General features: G+C 67.2%; 18 protein-coding genes. 6 read left to right on the forward strand and 12 right to left on the reverse strand.

Annotation, left to right across the window (positions count from 1 at the left end; all coding sequences use genetic code 11):
• Positions 1-173: 173 nt before the first annotated feature.
• Positions 174-1,121, forward strand: a complete 948-nt coding sequence (locus WG924_RS17410) for a TauD/TfdA dioxygenase family protein (protein WP_345934372.1) — start codon at positions 174-176, stop codon at positions 1,119-1,121.
• Between the two features lie 15 nt (positions 1,122-1,136).
• Here WG924_RS17410 and WG924_RS17415 read toward each other — a convergent pair whose 3' ends face one another.
• On the reverse strand, positions 1,137-1,730 hold the full coding sequence (locus tag WG924_RS17415) for a UbiX family flavin prenyltransferase (RefSeq protein ID WP_345934373.1): 594 nt from the start codon (positions 1,728-1,730) through the stop codon (positions 1,137-1,139).
• Positions 1,731-1,898: 168 nt separating this feature from the next.
• Between WG924_RS17415 and WG924_RS17420 the strand changes: the two genes are divergently transcribed.
• Positions 1,899-2,066, forward strand: a complete 168-nt coding sequence (locus WG924_RS17420; RefSeq protein ID WP_188575160.1) for a YdcH family protein — start codon at positions 1,899-1,901, stop codon at positions 2,064-2,066.
• Between the two features lie 224 nt (positions 2,067-2,290).
• Here the strand turns inward: WG924_RS17420 and WG924_RS17425 are convergent, their stop codons facing one another.
• Positions 2,291-3,928, reverse strand: coding sequence for an acyl-CoA synthetase (locus WG924_RS17425; protein ID WP_345934374.1), 1,638 nt, complete (start codon positions 3,926-3,928; stop codon positions 2,291-2,293).
• 93 nt (positions 3,929-4,021) lie between these two features.
• Entirely contained in the window at positions 4,022-5,938 is a 1,917-nt protein-coding gene (locus WG924_RS17430; RefSeq protein WP_345934375.1) for an acetate--CoA ligase, read from the reverse strand.
• A gap of 703 nt (positions 5,939-6,641) precedes the next feature.
• Here WG924_RS17430 and WG924_RS17435 point away from each other — a divergent pair.
• Positions 6,642-7,928: an MFS transporter gene (locus WG924_RS17435; RefSeq protein ID WP_345934376.1), complete on the forward strand. Its 1,287-nt coding sequence runs from the start codon at positions 6,642-6,644 to the stop codon at positions 7,926-7,928.
• 7 nt (positions 7,929-7,935) lie between these two features.
• On the opposite strand, the gene WG924_RS17440 is transcribed toward WG924_RS17435, so the two are convergent.
• The 4 genes from WG924_RS17440 to WG924_RS17455 all read right to left on the reverse strand — a co-directional run bounded on the left by WG924_RS17440 (position 7,936) and on the right by WG924_RS17455 (position 12,700).
• Positions 7,936-9,705, reverse strand: a complete 1,770-nt coding sequence (locus tag WG924_RS17440; protein ID WP_345934377.1) for a serine hydrolase — start codon at positions 9,703-9,705, stop codon at positions 7,936-7,938.
• A gap of 186 nt (positions 9,706-9,891) precedes the next feature.
• Complete coding sequence (locus WG924_RS17445; RefSeq protein WP_188575151.1) at positions 9,892-10,482, reverse strand: DUF1013 domain-containing protein; 591 nt, start codon at positions 10,480-10,482, stop codon at positions 9,892-9,894.
• A 195-nt stretch (positions 10,483-10,677) separates the two neighbouring features.
• Positions 10,678-11,688, reverse strand: a complete 1,011-nt coding sequence (locus tag WG924_RS17450) for an NAD(P)H-quinone oxidoreductase (protein ID WP_345934378.1) — start codon at positions 11,686-11,688, stop codon at positions 10,678-10,680.
• 178 nt (positions 11,689-11,866) lie between these two features.
• Positions 11,867-12,700, reverse strand: a complete 834-nt coding sequence (locus WG924_RS17455) for an MBL fold metallo-hydrolase (protein ID WP_345934379.1) — start codon at positions 12,698-12,700, stop codon at positions 11,867-11,869.
• Between the two features lie 300 nt (positions 12,701-13,000).
• Here WG924_RS17455 and WG924_RS17460 point away from each other — a divergent pair, with 300 nt between their 5' ends.
• Complete coding sequence (locus WG924_RS17460) at positions 13,001-13,852, forward strand: MBL fold metallo-hydrolase (RefSeq protein WP_345934550.1); 852 nt, start codon at positions 13,001-13,003, stop codon at positions 13,850-13,852.
• A gap of 193 nt (positions 13,853-14,045) precedes the next feature.
• On the opposite strand, the gene WG924_RS17465 is transcribed toward WG924_RS17460, so the two are convergent.
• A complete protein-coding gene (locus WG924_RS17465; protein WP_345934551.1) occupies positions 14,046-14,969 on the reverse strand; it encodes a cyclase family protein in 924 nt (307 codons plus the stop codon).
• 603 nt (positions 14,970-15,572) lie between these two features.
• Between WG924_RS17465 and WG924_RS17470 the strand changes: the two genes are divergently transcribed.
• Both WG924_RS17470 and WG924_RS17475 read left to right on the forward strand, forming a co-directional pair.
• Entirely contained in the window at positions 15,573-16,349 is a 777-nt protein-coding gene (locus WG924_RS17470) for a 3-hydroxybutyrate dehydrogenase (protein ID WP_345934552.1), read from the forward strand.
• Positions 16,350-16,411: 62 nt separating this feature from the next.
• Positions 16,412-17,239: an alpha/beta fold hydrolase gene (locus WG924_RS17475; protein ID WP_345934380.1), complete on the forward strand. Its 828-nt coding sequence runs from the start codon at positions 16,412-16,414 to the stop codon at positions 17,237-17,239.
• On the opposite strand, the gene rutR is transcribed toward WG924_RS17475, so the two are convergent.
• From rutR to WG924_RS17495, 4 genes are read right to left on the reverse strand one after another with little or no spacing between them, the layout of a single operon-like run.
• The gene (gene rutR / locus WG924_RS17480) at positions 17,223-17,876 is read right to left on the reverse strand and encodes an HTH-type transcriptional regulator RutR (RefSeq protein ID WP_345934381.1); all 654 of its coding nucleotides are present in this window, start codon (positions 17,874-17,876) and stop codon (positions 17,223-17,225) included. The two genes, WG924_RS17475 and rutR, sit on opposite strands and share 17 nt — an antisense overlap.
• Before the next feature lie 4 nt (positions 17,877-17,880).
• The gene (locus tag WG924_RS17485; RefSeq protein WP_345934382.1) at positions 17,881-18,825 is read right to left on the reverse strand and encodes an ABC transporter permease; all 945 of its coding nucleotides are present in this window, start codon (positions 18,823-18,825) and stop codon (positions 17,881-17,883) included.
• Entirely contained in the window at positions 18,822-19,910 is a 1,089-nt protein-coding gene (locus WG924_RS17490) for an ABC transporter permease (protein ID WP_345934383.1), read from the reverse strand. The genes WG924_RS17485 and WG924_RS17490 overlap by 4 nt, the downstream gene beginning before the upstream one ends.
• On the reverse strand, positions 19,907-21,475 hold the full coding sequence (locus WG924_RS17495; protein ID WP_345934384.1) for an ABC transporter ATP-binding protein: 1,569 nt from the start codon (positions 21,473-21,475) through the stop codon (positions 19,907-19,909). Before WG924_RS17495 ends, WG924_RS17490 begins: the two co-directional genes overlap by 4 nt.
• Between the last annotated feature and the right edge of the window lie 4 nt (positions 21,476-21,479).

Here is a 21,479-nt window from a genome sequence, read left to right on the forward strand (position 1 = left end):
CTGCGGTTGCCGGTCTGGCGCGTGCTTCTGGTCATGTCTTGTTATTAGGGGTCGACCTGGCCGGAAAGATCAAGAACCCGGCCGATCGGGCCATGGCACGGAACGACCCGTGGTTGCAGACTTCCTGATGAAACCGGCGCCAGGTCCGGTTCGCCGAAGGGAGGACCCGATCCATGAACGCAGGACCGTTCTTCACGTCCAGGCCGCCATCCGCTGCCAGCAATCGGCCGATGACATCGCCCCATTTCACCATCCGCCCGATGACCGGGGCGCTCGGCGCCGAGATCGCCGGCATCGACGTGGCGACCGCGTCGGACGCGGCGCTCGACGATCTGCGCGCGGCACTGGTGCATCATCAGGTGGTGGCGATCCGCGGCCAGCAACTCGACCCGGCGGGGCTGGAGGCGGTGACCAGCCGCTTCGGCGCCTTTGGCGAAGACCCCTATGTCAAGCCGATGCCGGGTTTCGCCAACGTGCTGCGGCTGCTGAAGGAAGCCGATGAAGAACACCCGAACGTGTTCGGCGAGGCCTGGCACAGCGACTGGTCGTTCCTGGATACACCCCCGGCCTTCACCCTGCTCTATGGCCAGGACATTCCGGTCTGGGGCGGCGACACCATGTTCGCCAGCATGCAGCGCGCCTATGAGGCGCTGAGCCCCGCCATGGTGCGGATGCTGGAGCCGTTGATGGGGGTGCACAGCGCCCGGCGCGGCTACAGCCCGGCGGCACGCGGCGCAATGGCCGACCGGTTGCCGAACATGGAGATCGTGGTCAGCGAAACCGCCATGGACACCCGCACCCATCCGGTCATCCGCACCCATCCCGAAACCGGGCGTCGGGCTTTATATGTCAGCGCCGCCTATACCATCGGCATCGACGGCTTCAACGAGCCGGAGGCGCAGGCCCTGCTGGGTTATCTGTTCGACCTGTCGATCGATCCGCGCTTCACCTGCCGGCTTCGCTGGGAACCGGGCACGCTGACCATCTGGGACAACCGCTCGGTGCTGCATCTGCCGATCGGCGACTATCAAGGCGCCCGGCGTGAGATGTATCGCAGCACGGTTGCCGGCGATCGCCCGGTTCTGCTGCCCGAAGGCGCGCAGGCCCAGCCGGAACATTGAGCCGGAGGTCAGCGGCTATGCCGGGTGCGGACCGGTGGCCTCGCCCCAGCGCTTCACGCCGCCGCTGTCGATATCGAACAGGTCCAGCACCCGGCCCACCGTGTGGTCGACGAGATCGGCCAGGCTGTCGGGGCGGGCATAAAAGGCCGGCACCGGTGGTGCGATGATCGCGCCGGCCTCGGCCGCCTGGGTCATCGCCCGCAGATGGCCCAGATGCAGCGGCGTTTCCCGCACCATCAGCACCAGCCGCCGACGTTCCTTCAGCACCACGTCGGCGGCGCGGCTGAGCAGGCCGGTGGTGTTGCCATAGGCGATTTCCGACAGGCTGCGGATCGAACAGGGTGCCACCACCATGCCCATGGTGCGGAACGACCCGCTGGAGATGGCGGCCCCCACATCGCGCGGATCGTGAACGGTATCGGCCAGCGCCTTCACATCGGCCACCCGACGCTCGGTTTCATAGGCGATGGTCATCTCGGCCGCCTTGCTCAGCACCAGATGGCTCTCGATGCCCAGGCCGCGCAAAATCTCAAGCAGGCGAATGCCATAGATGACGCCGGATGCGCCGCTGATGCCGACGATGAGCCGCCGTGGCACAGCGCCAGGCATGCTGGCCGCAGCCTTGCCATTCATTGCCGACACGGGATCGTCACGAGGGGGGTTGAAGCCGTCCGCTGTCATATCCACGTAACTTTCTGTGGGATCGCCCCTGTCGATGCAGACCGGTTCAGGCCGGGCTGGTCGACCTCAAGATGGTGTTACGCAACGGAGGTGTCCATGAGTGTTCAGGCGCGTGTCGAAGCCTTGAAGCACAAGCATGCCGTACTCGAAGAGGCGCTTCATACCGAATACACCCGGCCCAAACCCGATGAAACGGCGATCAACGAGCTGAAGCGCAACAAGCTTAAGCTCAAGGAAGAGATTTCCCGCCTGGAGATCAACTGACCCGCGAAGCTCCCGCAAGCGCAGGCTGTCCGGCGCCCCGGCGATAGGCCGGGCCTGCCCGACGGTGCCGTCAGGCCGGCCCGATGAGAGGCCGCCTGATGGTGGATGGATGATCAGCGATCCCGCGAAACCCCTGCCGCCCGGATGGATGGCAGGGGTTTTCGTTGAGCGGCGTGCCGGCTGGACGTCTGGCCCGTCCTGGACATCTGCCCTGTGGATGGGCCTCAGAGCGCGCGGGCCTTCTCGCGCAGGACGAATTTCTGCACCTTGCCGGTCGATGTCTTGGGCAGGTCGGTGAAGATGAAGGTCTTGGGCAGCTTGAAGCGCGCCAGATGCTTTTCGCAATGGGCACGGATATCGGCTTCGGTGGCGGTGCTGTCGGGCTTCAGGGTTACGAAGGCGCAAGGGCTTTCGCCCCATTTCTCGTCCGGTCGGGCGACCACGGCTGCTTCCAGCACCGCCGGATGACCATAGAGCACCTCTTCCACCTCGATCGACGAGATGTTCTCGCCGCCTGAGATGATGATGTCCTTCGACCGGTCCTTCAGCTCGATATACCCGTCCGGATGAGTGACCCCCAGATCGCCGGAATGGAACCAGCCGCCGGCAAAGGCCTTGTCGGTGGCGGATTTGTTCTTCAGATAGCCCTTCATGGTGATATTGCCGCGCATCATCACCTCGCCCATGGTCCGGCCATCGGCCGGCACCGGTTCCATGGTCTCGGGGTCGGCGACCATCAGCCCCTGCTGCAAGGTATAGCGCACGCCCTGGCGTGCCTTGATCCGGGCGCGTTCCTCCAGCGGCTTCTCGTCCCATTCGGGCTTCCATTCGCAGACGACCACCGGGCCATAGACTTCGGTCAGGCCATAGACATGGGTGATCTCGAAGCCCATCGCCTCCATGCCGGCAATCACCGATGACGGTGGGGCCGAGGCGGCGGTCATCATGTGCACGGTATGGTCGAAGCTGCGCTTCACCGCGTCGGGCGCATGCACCAGCAGGCTGAGCACGGTGGGCGCGCCGCAGAGATGGGTGACGTGATGGCTGGCGATGGCATCGAAGATCGCCTTCGCCTCCACCTTGCGCAGGCAGACCTGGGTGCCGGCGGCGGCGACCATGGTATAGGGGAAGCACCAGCCCGAGCAGTGGAACATCGGCAGCGTCCACAGATAGACCGCGCCCTTGGGCAGATCCCAGGTCAGAATGTTGTTGATGCCGTTCATCCAGGCGCCGCGATGGCTGTAGACCACGCCCTTCGGGTCGCCGGTCGTGCCCGAGGTATAGCCCAGCGACAACGACTCCCATTCATCGGCCGGCATCTGCCAGGCGAAATCCGGGTCGCCCTCGGCCAGCAGGGCCTCGTAGTCGGTCTCGCCCAGGAAATCGCCATGGGTGATCGCCGGATCGTCGATGTCGATGACCAGCGGCTTGGTGTCGAGCAGGTCGAGCGCCGCCCTGATCACCGGGCTGAACTCGCGATCGGTCAGCAGCACCCGGGTTTCGGCATGGGTCAGGATGAAGGCCAGGGCCTCGGCATCCAGGCGGATGTTCAATTCGTTCAGAACCGCGCCGATCATCGGCACGCCGTAATGGGCTTCAAGCATCGCCGGCGTGTTCGGCGCCATGATCGACACCGTGTCGCCCCGGCCGATGCCGCGCGCCTTCAGCGCGCTGGCCAGCCGGCGGCAGCGGGCATAGAGGTCGCGATAGGTCCAGCGCTGGTCGCCATGGATCACGGCCACGCGGTCGGGATGCACGTCGGCGGTGCGCTCCAGCAGCGACAATGGGGTCAGCGGCTGGTGATTGGCCGGGTTGCGGTCCAGGTCGCGCTCATATTTCGACGGGGCGATGTCGGCCGGCATGGGGCGTGGTCTCCGGTGGTGTCGCTTGGCGAAGGGCAGGCGTGTCGAACAGATCGGCGGCGGCGCGGGCGCCGCCGCCGGATCGTGGGCGGATCAGTCGTCGAGGGTCGAGGTGTCGCCTTCCGGCAGGCCGAGTTCGCGCGCCTTCAGCAGGCGGCGCATGATCTTGCCCGACCGTGTCTTGGGCAGTTTGGACACGATGACCAGTTCCGATGGCTGGGCGATCGGCCCCAGATCCTCGCGGACATGGGCGATCAGCTTCGCCACCAGCGCATCATCGCCGGTCTGGCCGGCGCGCACCACCACGAAGGCCTTGATCCGCTCACCTTTCAGGTCATCGGGCAGGCCGACCACGGCGGCTTCGGCAACCGCGGGATTGCCGACCAGCGAGCTTTCGACATCCGCCGTGCCGATCCGATGGCCGGCGACGTTGATCACGTCGTCGGAACGGCCGAGCAGGGCGATATAGCCTTCCTCGTCGCGCACCGCCAGATCGCCGGTGACATAGCCGCCCAGGCGCTCCGACCAATAGCTGGCATAACGGTCGGGATCGCCCCACACCGTGCGCAGCATATAGGGCAGGGGCTTTTCCACCACGAACAGCCCGCCCTGTCCGGCGGGCACCTCGGCGCCGGTATCGGGGTCGACGATGCGGGCGATCAGGGTCGGCATGGCGATGCCGGCGCGGCCGGGGCGGCTCGCCATGGCCGGATAGGTGCCCAGCATCGGGTTCGCCACTTCGGTCTGGAAGAAATTGTCGACGCAATGGGCGAAAGGCACGCCGTCATCCGACAGAATCTCGCGCTGTGCCCACGACCACGCCTCGGGGTTCAGCGGCTCACCCGCACAAGCCATCACCTTCAGGCTGCGGCGGCTGTATGTCTTGACGAAATCGGTGCCGAACCGCATCCACATCCGCACGGCGGTCGGCGCCGTGAACATCTCGGTCACGCCGAAACGGTCGACGACATCCCAGGTGACGCCGGCATCGGGATAATCGGGCGTGCCCTCGCGGATGATCTGATGGCAGCCGACCAGCAGCGGACCATAGGCGATATAGGAATGGCCGACGATCCAGCCGATATCCGACAGAGACCACCACACCGAATCCTGCGTCACCCCGAAAAACGTCCGGATCAGGGTGTCGCAGCCGACCATATAGCCGCCATGGACATGAACCACGCCCTTGGGCGCGCCGGTGGTGCCGGAGGTGTACAGGATGAACAGGGGGTCTTCCGCCTCCATCTCTTCGGCGGCGATGAACTCCGGCTGGTCGGCGATCAGGGCGGCGAAGTCGACCTCGCCGGCCTGGACCTCGCGGCCGGTCCGGCTCAACACCACCACATGATCCACCCTGGGGGCATCGGCGCCGGTCAGCGCCCGGTCGACGATGCCCTTCAGATCCACCACCTTGCCACGGCGCCAGGTGGCGTCGGAGACCAGCACCACCTTGGCGCCGCTGTCCTGGATCCGCTTTTTCAGCGCGCCATCGCCCATGCCGGCATAGACCATGGAATGCACCGCGCCGATGCGCGCGCAGGCATGCATCGAGAACACGCCCTCAGGCGTCAGCGGCATATAGATCACCACCCGGTCGCCGCGGGCGACGCCCAGGCTTTTCAGGCCATTGGCGATCCGGCTGACCTGGGCCAGCACCTCGGCATAGGTGAAGCTGCGCTCGTCGCCATTCTCGGACACGAAGGTCATTGCCTTGGCGTCGCCGCGGCCGGCGGCGATATGGCGGTCCAGGCAATTGATCGAGATATTGGTGCGACCGCCGACGAACCATTGATGGTTCGGCATCTCGAACCGGCAGACCTCATCCCAGGGGCGGCTCCATTCCAGGCTGCGCGCGCGTGTATCCCAATAGCCGAGCGGGTCGGCATTGGCCGCCGCGACATAGGCCTTGGGATCGCGCACGGTGGCGGCCTCGACGACGCCGGCCGGCGGATTGAAGCGTTCGGTGACGGTCAGAAGCGCTGCGATCTTGGCTGCGGCCTGATCGGACATGGTCGTTTCCCCCCTCGATGACGCTGCGCACATGCCGGTCACGATCGTGCTGCCCCGCCGGTGTGCTGCCCTCCCGGCGTTCCGCCCTGCCGGCGGGGCCATTCTGCCGCGTCGGCATATGGCCACAGGCATAATATTCGGCATGTGCGGCATGCTCTACGCGCAATTCCGTGTGCTTCACGGTTGTGTCTGTTGATCGTGTAAAACCGCCATCAAGTCAAGGCCGCCAACCGTCGCGCAGGGCTCCCGAGCCCCCCTTCAATGGTCGGGGGGCACAGGTCGCGACCGGCCCGGCCAAGTCGCCTTCGGGTGCGGTCGCAGGTCGTGCAGCCTGCGGCTGAATGTTGTGGGCGGGCAAGTGGCGCATGATCTGACTTGAAATAATATTTCAAATAACTGGTACTGATCAAAATCTACTTGCGATAAAACGCCATAAAAGACATCATTTGGATGTCGCGGCCATCTCCTTCGTCCCCGCCGCGGCTCGTTTCCGGGAGTTAGCCGGCCGACCCGCATGTGGTCGGCCGGTCTTTTTTCGTGGCGGAGGGCGGAGGCGAGGCCAAGCGACACTTGCTCTTGACCCAAGCGTGACAGGGGTATGAGGGACGGGGGCTCACTGTGATGATGGCGGGCGACGACGGGGGCGGGTATATCCGGCCTCGCGATCAGTTTAAGCGCCCCCCATCCCGGAGCCGTCACGTCCATGTCCGCCACACAGCATCCCGCAGCCGATCCATCCTCGACGCCCGGTTTCGGCCTCGCCGCCTGGACCGTTGTTCTGATCGGCTTTCTGTCCCTGGGTCTCGCTTTCTCGACGCGGGCGGCCCTCGGTTTGGCGATGCCGGTCTGGGAACAGGCGGAAGGCTGGAGCCGTGCCTCGGTATCGGATGTGGCGGCGCTGGCGCTGGTGGTGATGGCCTTGCTGGCGCCGACCGCCGGCATGCTGGCCGACAGTCATGGCCCCCGGCGGCTGCTGACGGCCGGGCTGGTGATGGTGGCCGCCGCCTGCGGGCTGGTGGCGATCGCCGACAGCACGATGATGCTGATGCTGGCCTTCTCGGTGGTCGGCGGCATCGGTTTCGGCGCGGTGGCAACCCATGTGGTGGCGACCGCTGTGGCATTGATGGTGCCGGCGGAACGCCGTGGCCTTGCAACCGGTATCGCCACGGCCGGTGCGACGGCGGGTCAGTTGGCGCTGGTGCCGGTGCTGTCGATGTGGATGACGCCCGATGACTGGCGGACCGGCTTCATGGGGCTGGGGCTGGCGGCCCTTGCCGCGGCCTTGGCGGCTCTGGTTCTGCTGCCCCGTGCCCGCGCCATGGCCGCCAGCCGCGCGGCCAGTCGCAATGGCTCGGCACAACCAGCCGCCGAGCCTCTGGGGCGCCGGCTGGCCGTCCTGGCCACCAGCCCGGTCTTCCATGCCCTGTTCTGGAGCTTCGTGATCTGTGGCGTGACCACGGCGGGCGCGATCGAGACCCATCTGATGCCCTATGCCGCATTGTGCGGGTTTCCGGCGCTGCCATCGGCCACGGCCTATGGGGTGCTGTGCGCCATCAACCTGATCGGCATGATCGGCGCCGGCCATCTGGGAGACAGGATCGATCGGGGCCGACTGCTGGCGGTGATATATGCCGGCCGGGCGGTGGCGCTGGTGCTGCTGGTTTTCGTGGGCGACACGTATGCGCTGCTGCTGATCTTCGCGGTGCTGTTCGGCCTGTTCGATTATTCCACCGTCGCCCCCACGGCCGGTCTGGTCGCCGACCGCCTGGGTCTGCACCGCATGGGGCTGGCGATGGGGCTGCTGTCGGCCGGCCATGCGCTGGGTGCGGCACTTGGTGCCTGGGCCGGTGGCCGGATCTTCGCGTTGACCGGCGACTATCTGGGCCTGTGGTATGGCGGTGCGGCGCTATCGGGCGTGGCGGTGCTGATCGTGCTGACCCTGGCCGCACCGCGCGGCCGGGACATGGCGTCCCGGCCGGCGATGGCGTGACGCGGTATCAGTCCAGGCTGGCGGCGATCGCCCGCAGCCAGGCGATCGTCTCCATGCCGCGATTGGTGGCCTCGTCCATGCTGGTGCCATAGCGGCGGTTGGCCGACAGCTTGACGATGGTCACGCCGCGTGACGGGTCGACATAGACGAACTGGTTATAGATGCCGGTGGCGCTGAATTCGCCCCGGTCGCCCGCCGGCAGCCACCATTGATAGCCATATCCATGCCCGGACGTGCCGCTGGCGATATGCGGCCGGCCCGGCGCCAGATGCGGGGCCGTAACAGTCACCGAGGCGCGCACCCAATCGGCGGGCACGATCTGCCGGCCCTGCCAGACACCGTCATTGCGGTACAACTCGCCCAGCCGGGCGAAATCCCGCGCGGTCAGGTTCAGGCCGGCAAAGGCCATCTCGACGCCGGCCGGATCGATCAGCCAGTGGCCGGCATGGGTCATGCCCAGCGGCTCGACCAGCTTTTCCCGCATGTAATCGGTGATCGAGCGGCCGGTGGCGCGGATCAGCAGCGCACCCAGCGCCTGGGTGTCGCCGGAATTATAGCGGCAGATGGTGCCGGGCGGGTTCTCGGCCACCATCTCGGCCACGAAGCGGTCGAGCGAGCCGTCGCCGCTCATCGCCGCACCCAGGCGATGAACGTCCGACTGATTGTCATTGTAGTCCTCGTTCCAGCGCGCACCCGACGACATCTGCAACACATGGCGGATCGAAACGCCGTCATAGGCCGAGCCGGGCATCACCGGCACGTAATCGCTGATCGGCTCGTCGACCCCGCCGATATGGCCCTCGGCGATGGCGATGCCGACCATGGCCGACACGAAGCTTTTCGCCACCGACCACGAGATCCACTGAACGTCGCGCCCGCCGGTCAGCGCATAGCGTTCATGGCGCACCATGCCGTCCTTCAGCACCAGCAGGGCGGCGGTGTCGGTGTCGGCGAAGAAGCCCTCGAAAGATAGCGCCTCCCCGTCGAAGTCATGGGTGGCCGGCAGCGTGATCGCCGGGCCTTCGGGAAACACGAACGGCGTGGCCGCGGGGGCCATGGTCGTTGCCGGCAGCCGGTCTTTCAGCCGCGGAAAGTTCTCGTGCTGAGGGGCGCCGCTGAACAGCTTGAAATCTTCGATGGCGGCCGTGGGTTGATCGGTCATGCGCTGGTCTTTCGCGGGCATGGTGGGCCGGAGGGGAGACGGCGGGGCGGGGCTGAGCATCCCGGCGATCCGGTTGCGCAGGCGCTCCGGATCGATGGGCGTCAGCCCCAGTCGATTGAAGAAGGACGTGCCGAAGGCAAGCGAGACGGCGGCAAAGGCCGTATCGAAGGCAGGGGCTGGGCCGGACGGCGCCATGTCGCGCGCGATCGCCTGCGCCACATGGTCGACCAGCCGGCGATAGATCGTGCCCAGCCGCACGCGCAGCGCCTCGTCGCGCAGCGACAGGTGCCACAGATCCATGATCACCATGTTGGTGGTCTTGTCGGCGAAGATCCGATCGAACAGCAGGTCGGCCAGATCATCGGGCGTGCCGGCGGCCGCACCCTCGCGCACCAGGGCCATTTGGGCCTCGCCCCGCGCCAGCAGGCGGTCGATCAGACAACCGACCATGGCGTCGCGGTTGCCGATGAAATACCGCACCAGCGGCCGCGGCTGGCCGGCCTCGGCGGCGACATCGGCCAGCGTCGTCTCGGCCAGCCCTTTTCGCGCCACGCAGGCCTCGAAGGCCGACAGGATGGCTTCCCGGCGCTCTTCCGCCACCGAAGGACGTCCCATCAGGGCCTCTCCCACCATAAATTGTCATCTGTGACAGGATAGGGCGTCGCGGTCATTCTTGTCAAACATGACAATCAACCCTGCGCATGGCGGGCTGGCGGGCAAAGAAAAAGGCGGCATCCCTGGGGATACCGCCTTTTGATCTGTCTGCCGCGCCGCATCGGCCCGTCGTGCCGTGCGGGGCGATCAGTAGTCGTCGTTGGCGCTGTCGTCGTCCTCGTCGAAATGCACCGGCTGTGGCGGGGCTTCGTTGGGGTCGCGGTTCAGCCGCTTGATCGCCAGTTCGCGGTTCAGGTCGGTCTGGGTGCACAGGCCCAGCAGCACCGGATCGCGCGGTTTGATGTTCGCGCTGTTCCAATGGGTGCGGTTGCGCACCGCGTTCACCGTCTGCTTGGTGGTGCCCAGCAGCTTGCAGATCTGCACGTCGTCCAGCTCAGGATGGTTCTTGAGCAGGAAGGCCAGCGCATCCGGCCGCTCCTGGCGCTTGGCGACCGGGGTATAGCGGGGGCCCTTGGTGCGGCGCATCAGTGGCACCGTGGGTTCACGCAGCTTCAGCCGGGCCTTCGGATCACGCTCGCAGCGCGCGACTTCCTCAGGGCTCAACTGGCCGCTCTTGATCGGATCCTGACCGACGATGCCGGTCGCGACCTCGCCGTCGGCGATGCCCTGCACCTCCAGCGGATGAAGGCTGCAAAACTCGGCGATCTGGTCGAAGGTGAGGGCGGTGTTCTCGACCAGCCAGACGGCAGTGGCCTTCGGCATCAGGGGACCAGCCATGTCGCTCCTCGTTCGAACTCGTTCGGGCAACCGCTCAGGGTCAGGCGCTTGGGGGCCGGGCCCCGGCGGCGGTCATGCCGATGACTATAGCGAAGCACCGGCTTTAAACGAAAGCCGCGCGACAGGCAAGGGCCGACTGGCCGCCGTCTTTCGACGGCCGGCCGGCCGGGCACTGTCACCGCAACGGATCGGGGCTTAAAGATCGGCCACCTTCAGCACGATCTTGCCGATATGGTCGCTGGATTCCAGCCGGGCATGGGCATCGGCGGCCTGGGCGAGCGGCAGGATGGTGTCGATCACCGGGCCGATCGTGCCGGCCCCCAGCAGCGGCCACACGGTTTCCAGCAGCGCATCGGCGATTGCCGCCTTCTCGGCCACCGGCCGGGCGCGCAAAGTGGATCCGGTGATGGTCAGCCGCTTCATCATGATCGGCCTGAGGTCGATATCGGTCTTCGGTCCCTGCAGGAAGGCGATATAGACCAGCCGGCCGTCGCGGCGCAGAAGCTCCAGATTGCGGGCCAGATAGGGGCCGCCGACCATGTCCAGGATGACGTCGACGCCGGGGTCGCCCGCGGTTGCGGCCACGATCGCGTCCTTGAAGTCGGCCGCGCGGTAATTAACCGCCAGTGTGGCCCCCAGATCCTCGCAGGCCCGGCACTTGTCGTCGGTGCCGGCGGTGGCATAGACCGTGGCCCCCAGCGCGCGGGCGAGCTGGATGGCGGTGGTGCCGATGCCGCTCGACCCGCCATGCACCAGCAGCCGTTCACCGGCCTTCAGCGCGCCGCGGTCGAAGACATTGGTCCAGACGGTGAAATAGGTCTCGGGCAGGGCGGCGGCGCGGACCAGATCGAAGCCCTCAGGCACCGGCAGGCACTGTTCCTGCGGGGCCGCGACATACTCGGCATAGCCGCCACCGGTGACCAGGGCACAGACCCGGTCGCCGACCGTCAGGCGGGTGACGTCGCGGCCGGTGGCCACCACCACGCCCGATACCTCAAGCCCCGGAATGTCGGAGGCGCCGGGCGGCGGCGGATAATTGCCCTGGCGCTGCAGCGCATCGGGCTTGTTGACGCCGGCGGCGGCGATACGGATCAGCACCTCGCCGGCCCCGGGCTGCGGCACCGGCCGGGTGGCGGGTTTCAGAACCTCGGGTCCGCCGGGGGTCGAGATTTCGATGGCGGTCATGGTCTCGGGAAGGCTGGTCATGCGGACGTCTCCGTCTTGTCCTGCGACGGCCTTGGCCATCGTGGTCCCTGCCAGGCCGGCCGTGTCTGAAGGCGGGCGATCCTGGCGGGGCAGTCGGGGGGGAGCATGACCTGAAACGGCGGCGAGGTGAAGTGTTCCGGCCCCGCCGCCATCCGGTCCGCTCGACCGCGACGGCGGATCACGGTTCCAGAACCATGCCCTCACGCGCGACCACGCTGCCGGGCCGGCCTTCGGCGACCTCGGCCGCGATGCCGTCCATGATCGTGTCGTCATGGGCGGGATCGTGATGGAAGACCACATAGGTCTTCACGCCGGCGGCATCGGCAAGCCGCATTCCGGCCTGCCAGGTGGAATGCCCCCAGCCGACGCGGGCCGGATATTCGGCGTCGGTGAACATCGCGTCGTAGATCATGATGTCGGCACCGGCCACCAGCTCGGCGACCCGCGGATCGACCCCCTCGACCGGGTGCTCGGTGTCGGTGATATAGCAGATCGACCGGCCGTCGAATTCCACCCGATAGCCCACCGCACGCTGCGGGTGGTTGAGCAGGGCGGTCCGGATCCGGATGCCGGGATGCGGCTCAAGGACGTCGCCGGGCAGGAAGTCGCGGAAACTCATATCCGCCTTCATGATCTCGACCGGTACCGGAAACACCGGGTCGCTCATCAAGGTGCACAGCAGGTCGCGCAGGCCCCGTTCCGGCTTCAGATGGCCCGCCCACATCCGATAGGTGTTGCGCGGGTCGAAGGCGGTGGAGAAAAACGGAAAGCCGCAGATATGGTCGAAATGGGTATGGGTCAGGAACAGATCGGCCTCGACCGGCACCGTCAGGCGCAGGCTCTCGTCCAGAACCCTGAGACCGGTCCCGGCATCGAAGATGAGCCGCTTTTCGCCGCACCTCATCTCAAGGCAAGACGTGTTACCGCCATAGCGCACGGTCGATGGGCCGGGGCAGGCGATGCTGCCGCGCACGCCCCAGAACTTAACCCAGAATTCCTGCTTGTTTACCAATCCCTTATCCGCCAAGTGGAGCGGCCTCTCCTGTCTGACCCCGCGAGTGTCCACGATCTTGGTGACAAAACGGCGACGCCGCCCCGTGCGGTTCCGGCATGGCCGGTCCGCCTTGGGTGCTCACGCGATCTGTCCCTGCCCGTGCAGCCGCTGCGTCTATTGGCCGCGGTCATGCATACTCCCCGCCGGGCAGTGTGCCCGCTTCCAGTGCATGATGCAAACTGCGCACATCTTGCCGTCGGCGCTTCCACAGACTACCGTTCAGGGCAGCACCGGTGGATCACGACGAACGGGCGCATGATGACCTTCTCCGTCGCCTTCTGGGGTGTTCGCGGCAGCATAGCCTGCCCGACCCCGCGCCATATGCGGTATGGCGGAAATACGTCGTGTGTGGCGGTCACATGCGGTGACCGCCAACTCATATTCGATGCAGGCACGGGTCTGCGTGATCTCGGCCATCAGATGAACATGGCTGGCATCCGCACGGCGACCCTGCTGCTGTCGCATACCCATTGGGACCATATCGTCGGGTTTCCGTTCTTTTCGCCGGCATTCCGTCGCGGCAACCGCTTCGAGGTGCTGGCGGGCCATCTGATCGCCACCGGCGGCATCCGGCGTGTGATCGACCGGCAGATGCAGTCGCCGACCTTTCCGGTGCCGCTGGCCGCCATGAATGCCGATATGACCTTCGATGACTTCGCCGCCGGCGATACGCTGATGCTGGGCCCCGATATCCGGGTGCGGACCCTGCCGCTGAACCATCCCGACGGCGCCACCGGCTATCGCGTCGACCACGCCGGCCATTCGGTCGCCTATATCACCGATACCGAGCATTGCCCCGGCGCCCCCGATGAAAACGTGCTGGCGCTGATGGACGGCGTGGATCTGGCGATTTACGACAGCACCTATACCGACGCCGAATTTCTGGGGAAAGTCGGCTGGGGTCATTCCACCTGGCAGGAAGGTGTGCGGCTGGCCCGCCATGCCGGTGCCCGCAGACTGGCGATCTTTCACCACGATCCCGACCACGAAGACGATTTCATGGACCGGGTGGGCGCCGATGCCCAAGCCATGTGGCCGGGCGCGCTGGTGGCGCGCGAGGGCATGGTGGTGGATCTGATCGCCGGCACCTGCCGGATCCTGCCGCGCTGATCCGCCGGCACGCCCGTGCGGCGGCCGCGCCAACAGAGAGGACGGCGCCCGGCGCCGGGTCGCCGATTGCGCCGTCCCCAAGGCGGGCACGGACGGGCCGGGAGCTGGAAGAGTGCCCGCCCGTGCCGGATGCCATCCCGCGTGCTGCCATCACCGGACGGCAAGCCCTGTTTTCAATGCAAAGCCTGCTCCGTCAGCGGATGGCGACCGGATTGATGATCGCCTGAACCGCGCCGGTATAGCGGGGCTGGCCCAGCACGAACATGAACTCATAAGCCTTGTCCTTGGCGAGTTCGGCCGTGTTCATGTTCTCAAGGATATAGATGCCGTTCTGCGCCAGCAGAACCTGGTGCACCTCGAACACGCCGGTGCCCGGCTCGAAGGGGATCACCTCCAGCGCCCAGCTGTCGGCACCCACGGCCACCACGCCCTTTTCGGCCAGATAGCGGGCACCTTCAACGCCAAGGCCGGGTTCGACCGAGCCATAGCGCTTGTCGTCCTGGCCGATCAGGCTGATCCAGCCGGTGTTGAACAGCACCACGTCGCCCTTACGGATCTCGACGCCCTGCTTCTGCGCCACCGCCTCGATCTCGGCCTTGTTGAAGGCGGTGCCTTCCTTGACGACATCGGTGCCGTAATGGGCCGCCATGTCGAGCATGACGCCGCGGGTGGTGATCGGCGGCACCTTCTCGATACCCAGCTTCTTCAGGCCGGACATGTCGACGAAGTCCTTGGCGTGATTGCCATTGTAATAGATGCCATCGATGCCGATATGACCCAGCCCGTCGATCTGGCTGCCGATGCCCAGCCAGCCTTCGATGATGTCGTCGTTATAGGTGGTCTTGGTGCTGCCCAGGCTGCCGCCCTGCACCTGGCCGGGCTGGACGACATAGATCTTGAAGCTGCGGGGCGCATAGGCCGGGGTCTGGCTGTTGGTCTCGATGCCAAGCGCGTAGGTCTTGCCGGTGGTGATCAGCTTCGAGGCTTCCAGCACCTTTTCGGCGCTGAGATTGTTGGCGGCGCCGATCTGGTCGTCCGGGCCCCATTTCGACTTGGTCCAGTCGTCGGCGGCAAGCGCTGCGCCGCCGATCAGGCAGGACATGGCTGCCGCGGCCATTGTGGTCAGGCCGCGGTGCAAGGTGGTGTGGTTCTGGTTGGTCATCCTCTGGATCTCCTCCCTGAGCCCGGGCCTGAGGAAGGCCCGGCGCTCCGCCTGTCGTGTCCGGGTCGCTTGCTGCCGCCCGGTTCACTGACATACCCGTCCCGCATCGGCCGATGGATCGTGGCCGGTGGATCGGGCATCCGCTCGCTGGGGCATCTTTTCGGCATGTGATCTGACGTCGCATTATCCGGCCCCATTGCTGAAGATGGTTAACCGAAGATGTATCACGCGCAAGGCAATTATAATTTTGGTCCCGATGTGCGAAATCTTCGGACAAAATTCGCATATCTAAAGACATTTTAAACATGATTTGGAATTTGTGCGCATGCTCACATCATCGGGGCGGGGCGTACGCCGCAGCAGGCGATACGCGGCTTCACGCTGGCCGTGGCCGGGCGGGCAGCGCTAGACTGCGGCACGGGTTGAGCCTGCGGCGCGGCCGGATGCCGCGTCACCCTGCGGAGCACCGGTCCGCATGACAGGGTCATCACGTCCCAAGGGGGGGCATCCGGTCGACGGGGCCGCCCCGTCCGAGCACAAAGGAGCCGTTTCGTCATGATGCTCAAGGGAAAGACCGCCCTGGTCACGGGATCGACCAGTGGCATCGGCCTGGCGATCGCCCGCTCGCTGGCCGCCGAAGGCTGCGACCTGATCCTGAATGGCTTCGGCGACGCGGCGGAGATCGAGGCCCTGGTCGCCGAGATCGCCCGGACCTGCGGCGTCGCGGTGGTCTATGACGGCGCCGATATGAGCAAGCCCGATCAGATCGAGGCGCTGTTCGCGAACGCGGCGCCCAAGGGTGTCGATATTCTGGTCAACAATGCCGGCATTCAGCATGTCGACAAGATCGAGGATTTCCCGGTCGCCCAGTGGGACCGGATCATCGCCATCAATCTCAGCTCCGCCTTCCATACCAGCCGGCTGGCGCTGCCGGGGATGAAGGCCAGGGGCTGGGGGCGGATCCTCAACATCGCCTCGGCCCATGGTCTGGTGGCGTCGGCCGAGAAATCGGCCTATGTGGCGGCCAAGCACGGCATCGTCGGGTTGACCAAGGTGGCGGCACTTGAGACCGCCGAAAGCGGTGTCACCTGCAATGCCATCTGCCCGGGCTGGGTGCGCACGCCGCTGGTGGAACGCCAGATCGAGGCCAAGGCCAAGGAAGGCGGCATCGACATCGAGGAAGCCAGCCGCGACCTGCTGGCCGAAAAGCAGCCGACGCTGCGCTTCACCACGCCGGAACAGCTTGGTGGCGTCGCGGTTTTCCTGTGCAGCCCGGCCGCCGACAACATCACCGGCATCAGCCTGCCGGTCGATGGCGCCTGGACCGCCCGCTGATCCACCCCACCCCCAGAAAACCGGCCGCGCGCCGATCCATGAGCTCCGGAGCCCCCGATCCCATGTCGACCGATATCCCCACGACCGGCACCGACCCGCATGTCTATATGGTCAATGGCAACCCCGCCACGGCGCGGGTGCAGGGCGATCCCTCGGCCAGCGAGGGTCCGGTTCTGGTGCTGCTGCATGGCGCCGGGTTGGATCGGCGCTTCTGGCGCCCGGTCTTCGACCATGCCGGCATCCCGTTGCCGATCATCGCCTTCGATCTGCCCGGCCGCCAGGGCAGCGAGGGCGAGCCTCTGATCCGGATCAGCGACAGCGCCGCCTGGATCGTGGCGGCGCTGAAGGCGGCCGGTGTGCGGCGCTGTGTGCTGGCAGGCCACAGCATGGGCACGCTGATCGCGATGGAGACCGCTCTTCTGCTGTCTGGCGATGACGAGACCCGCGTGGAGCGGCTGGTGCTGCTGGCGCCGGCCGATCAGATCGCGGTCAATCCCGATCTGCTCGAACAGACCCGCACCGACCCGGCCGCGGCGCAGGGGCTGATGAACAAGTGGTCCTACGGCATTCCGGATGGCCCATATTGCGCGGAAGCGCGGGCCAATGGCGCCGACACCCCGGCGGGTGTGCTGTTTGCCGACCTCACGGCCTGCGACAGCTTCGGCAGCACGCTCAACCTTGCAGCGGCTTTGTCGGTGCCGGTCGACGTGGTGGTGGGCGAAGCCGACAAGATGACCCGCGCCAAACAGGGCAGGGCATTGGCCGAGGGTCTGCGCCATGCCGAGGTGACCGCGATCGAGGGCGCCGGCCACATGATGCTGCACGAAACCCCCGAGGCGGTGTTCGCGGTGCTGCGCCGGGCGGTGGGCGCCATCAGCCCCGCGGTCTGATCCCGTCGAGCAGCAGCCGGGTCAGGCTATCGGCGGTGCGGGCGGCGAAGGCGGGGTCATCGAGCGTGCCGCCGCCTGACACCGCTTCGACCTGCACCGCGAAGTCGGCGTAATGCTGGGTGGTGGCCCAGATCGCGAAGATCAGGTGTTGTGGGTCGACCGGCGCCATGCGGCCGCTGGCGACCCAGGCGTCGATCACCCGGGCCTTGTCGTCGACCAGATCCTTCAACGCTCCGTCCAGAATTGGCCGGAGCAGCGGCGCACCGCGCAGCATCTCCATCGCGAACAGCCGCGATGCCGCCGGATCACGCCTGGACCAGACCAGCTTTTCAAGCACATAGCCGCGGATCGCCGCCAGCGGTTCGTCGGCGGCATCGATCTCGCGCAGCGGCTCCAGCCAGCGGTTCAGCACCCGGTCGAGCGCCGCCGTATACAGCCGCTCCTTGGTCGGAAAGTAATAGAGCAGGTTGGTCTTGGACATGCCGGCCTCGCGGGCGATGCCCTCGATCCGCGCGCCGTCGAGCCCGACGCGGGAGAAGACCGCCACCGCCGCGGTCAGTATGCGGTCGATGCGTTCATCGGATGCACGGTGGCGGCGCGGCTGCGGTGACAGGGCGGGGATGCGGGTCGCGTCCATCGGCTCAACGGCTCTCCCGTCGATAGAACTGGCCTGAGGCCTGTGGCGCGCGGCTGCGTCCGACCAGGCCCACCAGGGTCAGGATGGCCGCGAGATAAGGCAGCACCACGAACAACTGGTACGGCACATCGGTGTTGGCGAATTGCAGCCGCAACTGGATCGCATCCGACAGCCCGAACAGCAGGCAGGCGGCGGCGGCGCCGATCGGCGACCAGCGCCCCAGAATGACCGCCGCCACCGCGATGAAGCCCTTGCCGGCGGTCATGCCCTCGGTGAACAGAAACACTTGCGACAGCACCAGCACGGCGCCGCCCAATCCGGCCAGCATGCCGCAGAGGGTGACGGCGCCCAGCCGGTGGAGCCTGACCGACAGGCCCGCGACATCGGCCGCGCGCGGGTTCTCGCCCACCGCCTTCAGCCGGAGGCCAAGTCCGGTGCGGGCCAGAATCAGGGCTGCCAGCGGCACCGCCAGAATGGCGGCCCAGGTCATGGGATCGGTCGCGAACAGCGCCTTGCCGACGATCGGGATGTCGGCGAGACCCGGGATGGTGATGTCGGCAAATCCCGGCACCCGGTTTTCGGCCGCGCGGCCGGTCGCGGTCAGCCGGTGCAGGAAGGATGCGACCCCCAGGCCCAGAAGATTGGCGCCGATGCCGGCGACGATCTGGTTGGCGCCGGCATAGACCGTGGCGATACCGAACCCCGCGCCCAGCAGGCCGCCGGCCAGGGCGCCGGCCACCACGCCATACCCGGCCGAGCCGCCGGCGATCGCCCCCCATGAGGCGCCGAAGGCGCCCAGGATCATCGAGCCTTCCAGGCTGATATTGACCACGCCGGCGCGTTCCGAGAACACACCGCCCACGGCGGCGAAAACCAGCGGCACCGACAACCGGAGCATGGTGGCGAACAGATCGGCCAGGGCCGCGGGGTCGGTGAACAGATCGATCATGGCTGCACCGTTGCCGAGGCTGAAGCCGGGGGTCGCGTGCGGGCGAACAGCCGGTCGAAGGCACCACGGCGCTGAAGCGCCAGTCCGGATGCCGCGAACAGTACGATCAGGCCCTGGACGATGGTGACGGCGGTGGCATCCAGCCCGGCGCTCTTCAACGTCGTCACCGCGGTGCGCAACAGGGCCATGAACGCGGCCGCCACCATCGACCACACCGGGTCGCCGCCGGCCAGGAAGGCCACCACCAGGCCGTCATAGCCATAGCCCGAGGCAAAGCCCGCGAACAGCCGGTGCTTCAGGCCGATCACCTCGAAGGCGCCGGCAAGCCCGGCGGCGGCCCCGCCCAGAGCGAAGGCGATGATCGTGGTGCGGCCGACCGCGATGCCGGCGTAATGCGCCGCACCCGGCGCCTTGCCGGCCACCTCGACCCCGAAGCCCCAGGCGGTGCGCGCCAGCGCGATGCGCGCGATCACCGCCAGCGCCAGCCCGACCAGCAGGCCGATATGGGCCTCGGTATCGGCCATCATCAGGGGCAGACGCACGATTTCCGGCACCTCGGGCGAATAGGGATAGGGAGCGCCGGGCGCCTTCAACGGGCCGCTGGCGGCATAGCTGATCAGGTTCAGGGCCACATAATTCATCAGCAGGGTGGTCACCACCTCGTCGATGCCGCGCCGCGCCTTCAGCACGCCGGCAATGCCGGCCCACAGCGCCCCGCCAAGCGCGCCGGCCAGGGTCGCGGCCGCGATCGCCAGCAGGCCATTGGCATCGTCGGGCATGCGCAGGGCAACCACGGTGGCAAACAGCCCGCCCATATAGATCTGGCCTTCGGCGCCGACATTATAGAGCCCGGCGCGCAAGGGAATGGCGACGGCGATGCCGGCCAGCAGCAGCGGCGCCATCCGCGCCAGCAGATCCGAGATGCCCCAGTAATCCAGAAGCACGCGGTCGACGATCTGGCCACCCAGTTCGATCGGATCGCCGCCGGTGGCCGCGATCAGCAGGCCACCCACCGCCAGTGCCAGAGCCACCGCGCCGACCGGCACCGCCGGCCCGGCCGCGAGCCGTCGCAGATCCACCCTCATGCCGCCGCTCCGGCCGTGTCGTCGGTGGATGGGCGATCGATACCGCCCATCAGCCGGCCCAGGCTTTGTGGATCGGCCTGATCACGCGACAGGATGCCGGTGATCCGGCCACCGCTCATCACCGCGATCCGATCGGCAACCATGCGCAGTTCATCCAACTCGGTCGAGATATACAGAACGGCGGCCCCCGTCGAGGTCAGGGCCAGAACCTTGCGCTGAACGAAGGCGGTTGCGGCCACGTCCAGACCCTTGGTCGGTTGTTCCGCGATCAGCAATCGGGGCTGATGGCCAAGTTCCCGCGCCAGAACCAGCTTCTGCTGGTTGCCGCCCGACAGGGCCCGGACCGGGCCGTTCACGGCGCCGCGCACATCGAAATCCGCCACGGCGCGGGCCAGGCGTGCCGCGGCCAGCGCCCGGTCGATGATGCCGAACCGCCGTCGCACCGGCGGGCGGTCGACATCGCGCAGGATCAGGTTGCGGCTGCCATCCATGTCGAGCACCAGCCCGGCATGATGGCGGTCGCGGGGCACATAGGCGACCCGGTGGCGCGCCAGTCGCTGCCGCGGCCGGCTGGGTTCCACGGTGACCCCGTCGACCAGAACGTCGCCGCTACGCGGCCGGCGCAAGCCTGCCAGGGCCTCGGCAAGCTCGGCCTGACCATTGCCGTCGACGCCGGCGATGCCCAGCACCTCACCTTCATGGATGCGGAACGACACACCACGCACGGCCGGCCGGCCGGCGTCGTCGTCGACATCCAGCGCCGCCACCTCCAGCACGGGAACCGCATTGTCATGGCCGGCGGCGGGGGCCGGCATCACCTCGGCCCCTGCCGCCGGTGCCGGCATCGCCGCCTCACCCGGTCCGACCATCAGTGCCGCCAGCCCATCGGCATCGATGGCGGCGATCGGCAGGGTCGCCACCAGCCGGCCACGGCGCAGCACGGTCACCGCATCGGCGGCGGCAAACACCTCGGCCAGTTTGTGGGTGACCAGCAGCACCGTGCGCCCGGCAGCCGCCAGCCGCCGCAGGGCCGCCATCAGGCTGGACGCCTCGGCCGGCGTCAGCACGCTGGTCGGTTCATCCAGAACCACGATCGTGGCACCGCGCACCAGCACCTTCAGAATCTCGACCCGCTGGCGCATGCCGGGGGGCATCTCTTCGATCCGCCGGTCCAGATCGACCGTGAAGCCCAGATCGCGGGCCAGCGCCCGGCCGGCCGCGGCAGCGGCGATCACGCCGGTGCCCACGCCGCCGCCGGTCGCCAGTGCGATGTTCTCGGCACCGGTGAAGCGATCAACCAGGGTGAGGTGCTGGTGGATCATGCCGAAGCCATGATCCAGCGCCAGCTTCGGGTCGCCCGGCGGCACCACCCGGCCATCCAGGCGCACCGTGCCCGCGTCGGGGCGATACAGCCCCGACAGGATGTTCATCAGCGTCGACTTGCCGGCGCCGTTCTCCCCCAGCACCGCATGTACGGTGCCGGGGGCGATATCCAGGGTGACGTCGGCCAGGGCCGGAACACCACCAAAGCTCTTGGCGATGCCGTCGAGCGTCAGGCGCGGCATGGTC

The sequence above is a fragment of the Tistrella arctica genome, assembly GCF_039630945.1.
GTDB classification, from domain to species: domain Bacteria; phylum Pseudomonadota; class Alphaproteobacteria; order Tistrellales; family Tistrellaceae; genus Tistrella; species Tistrella bauzanensis.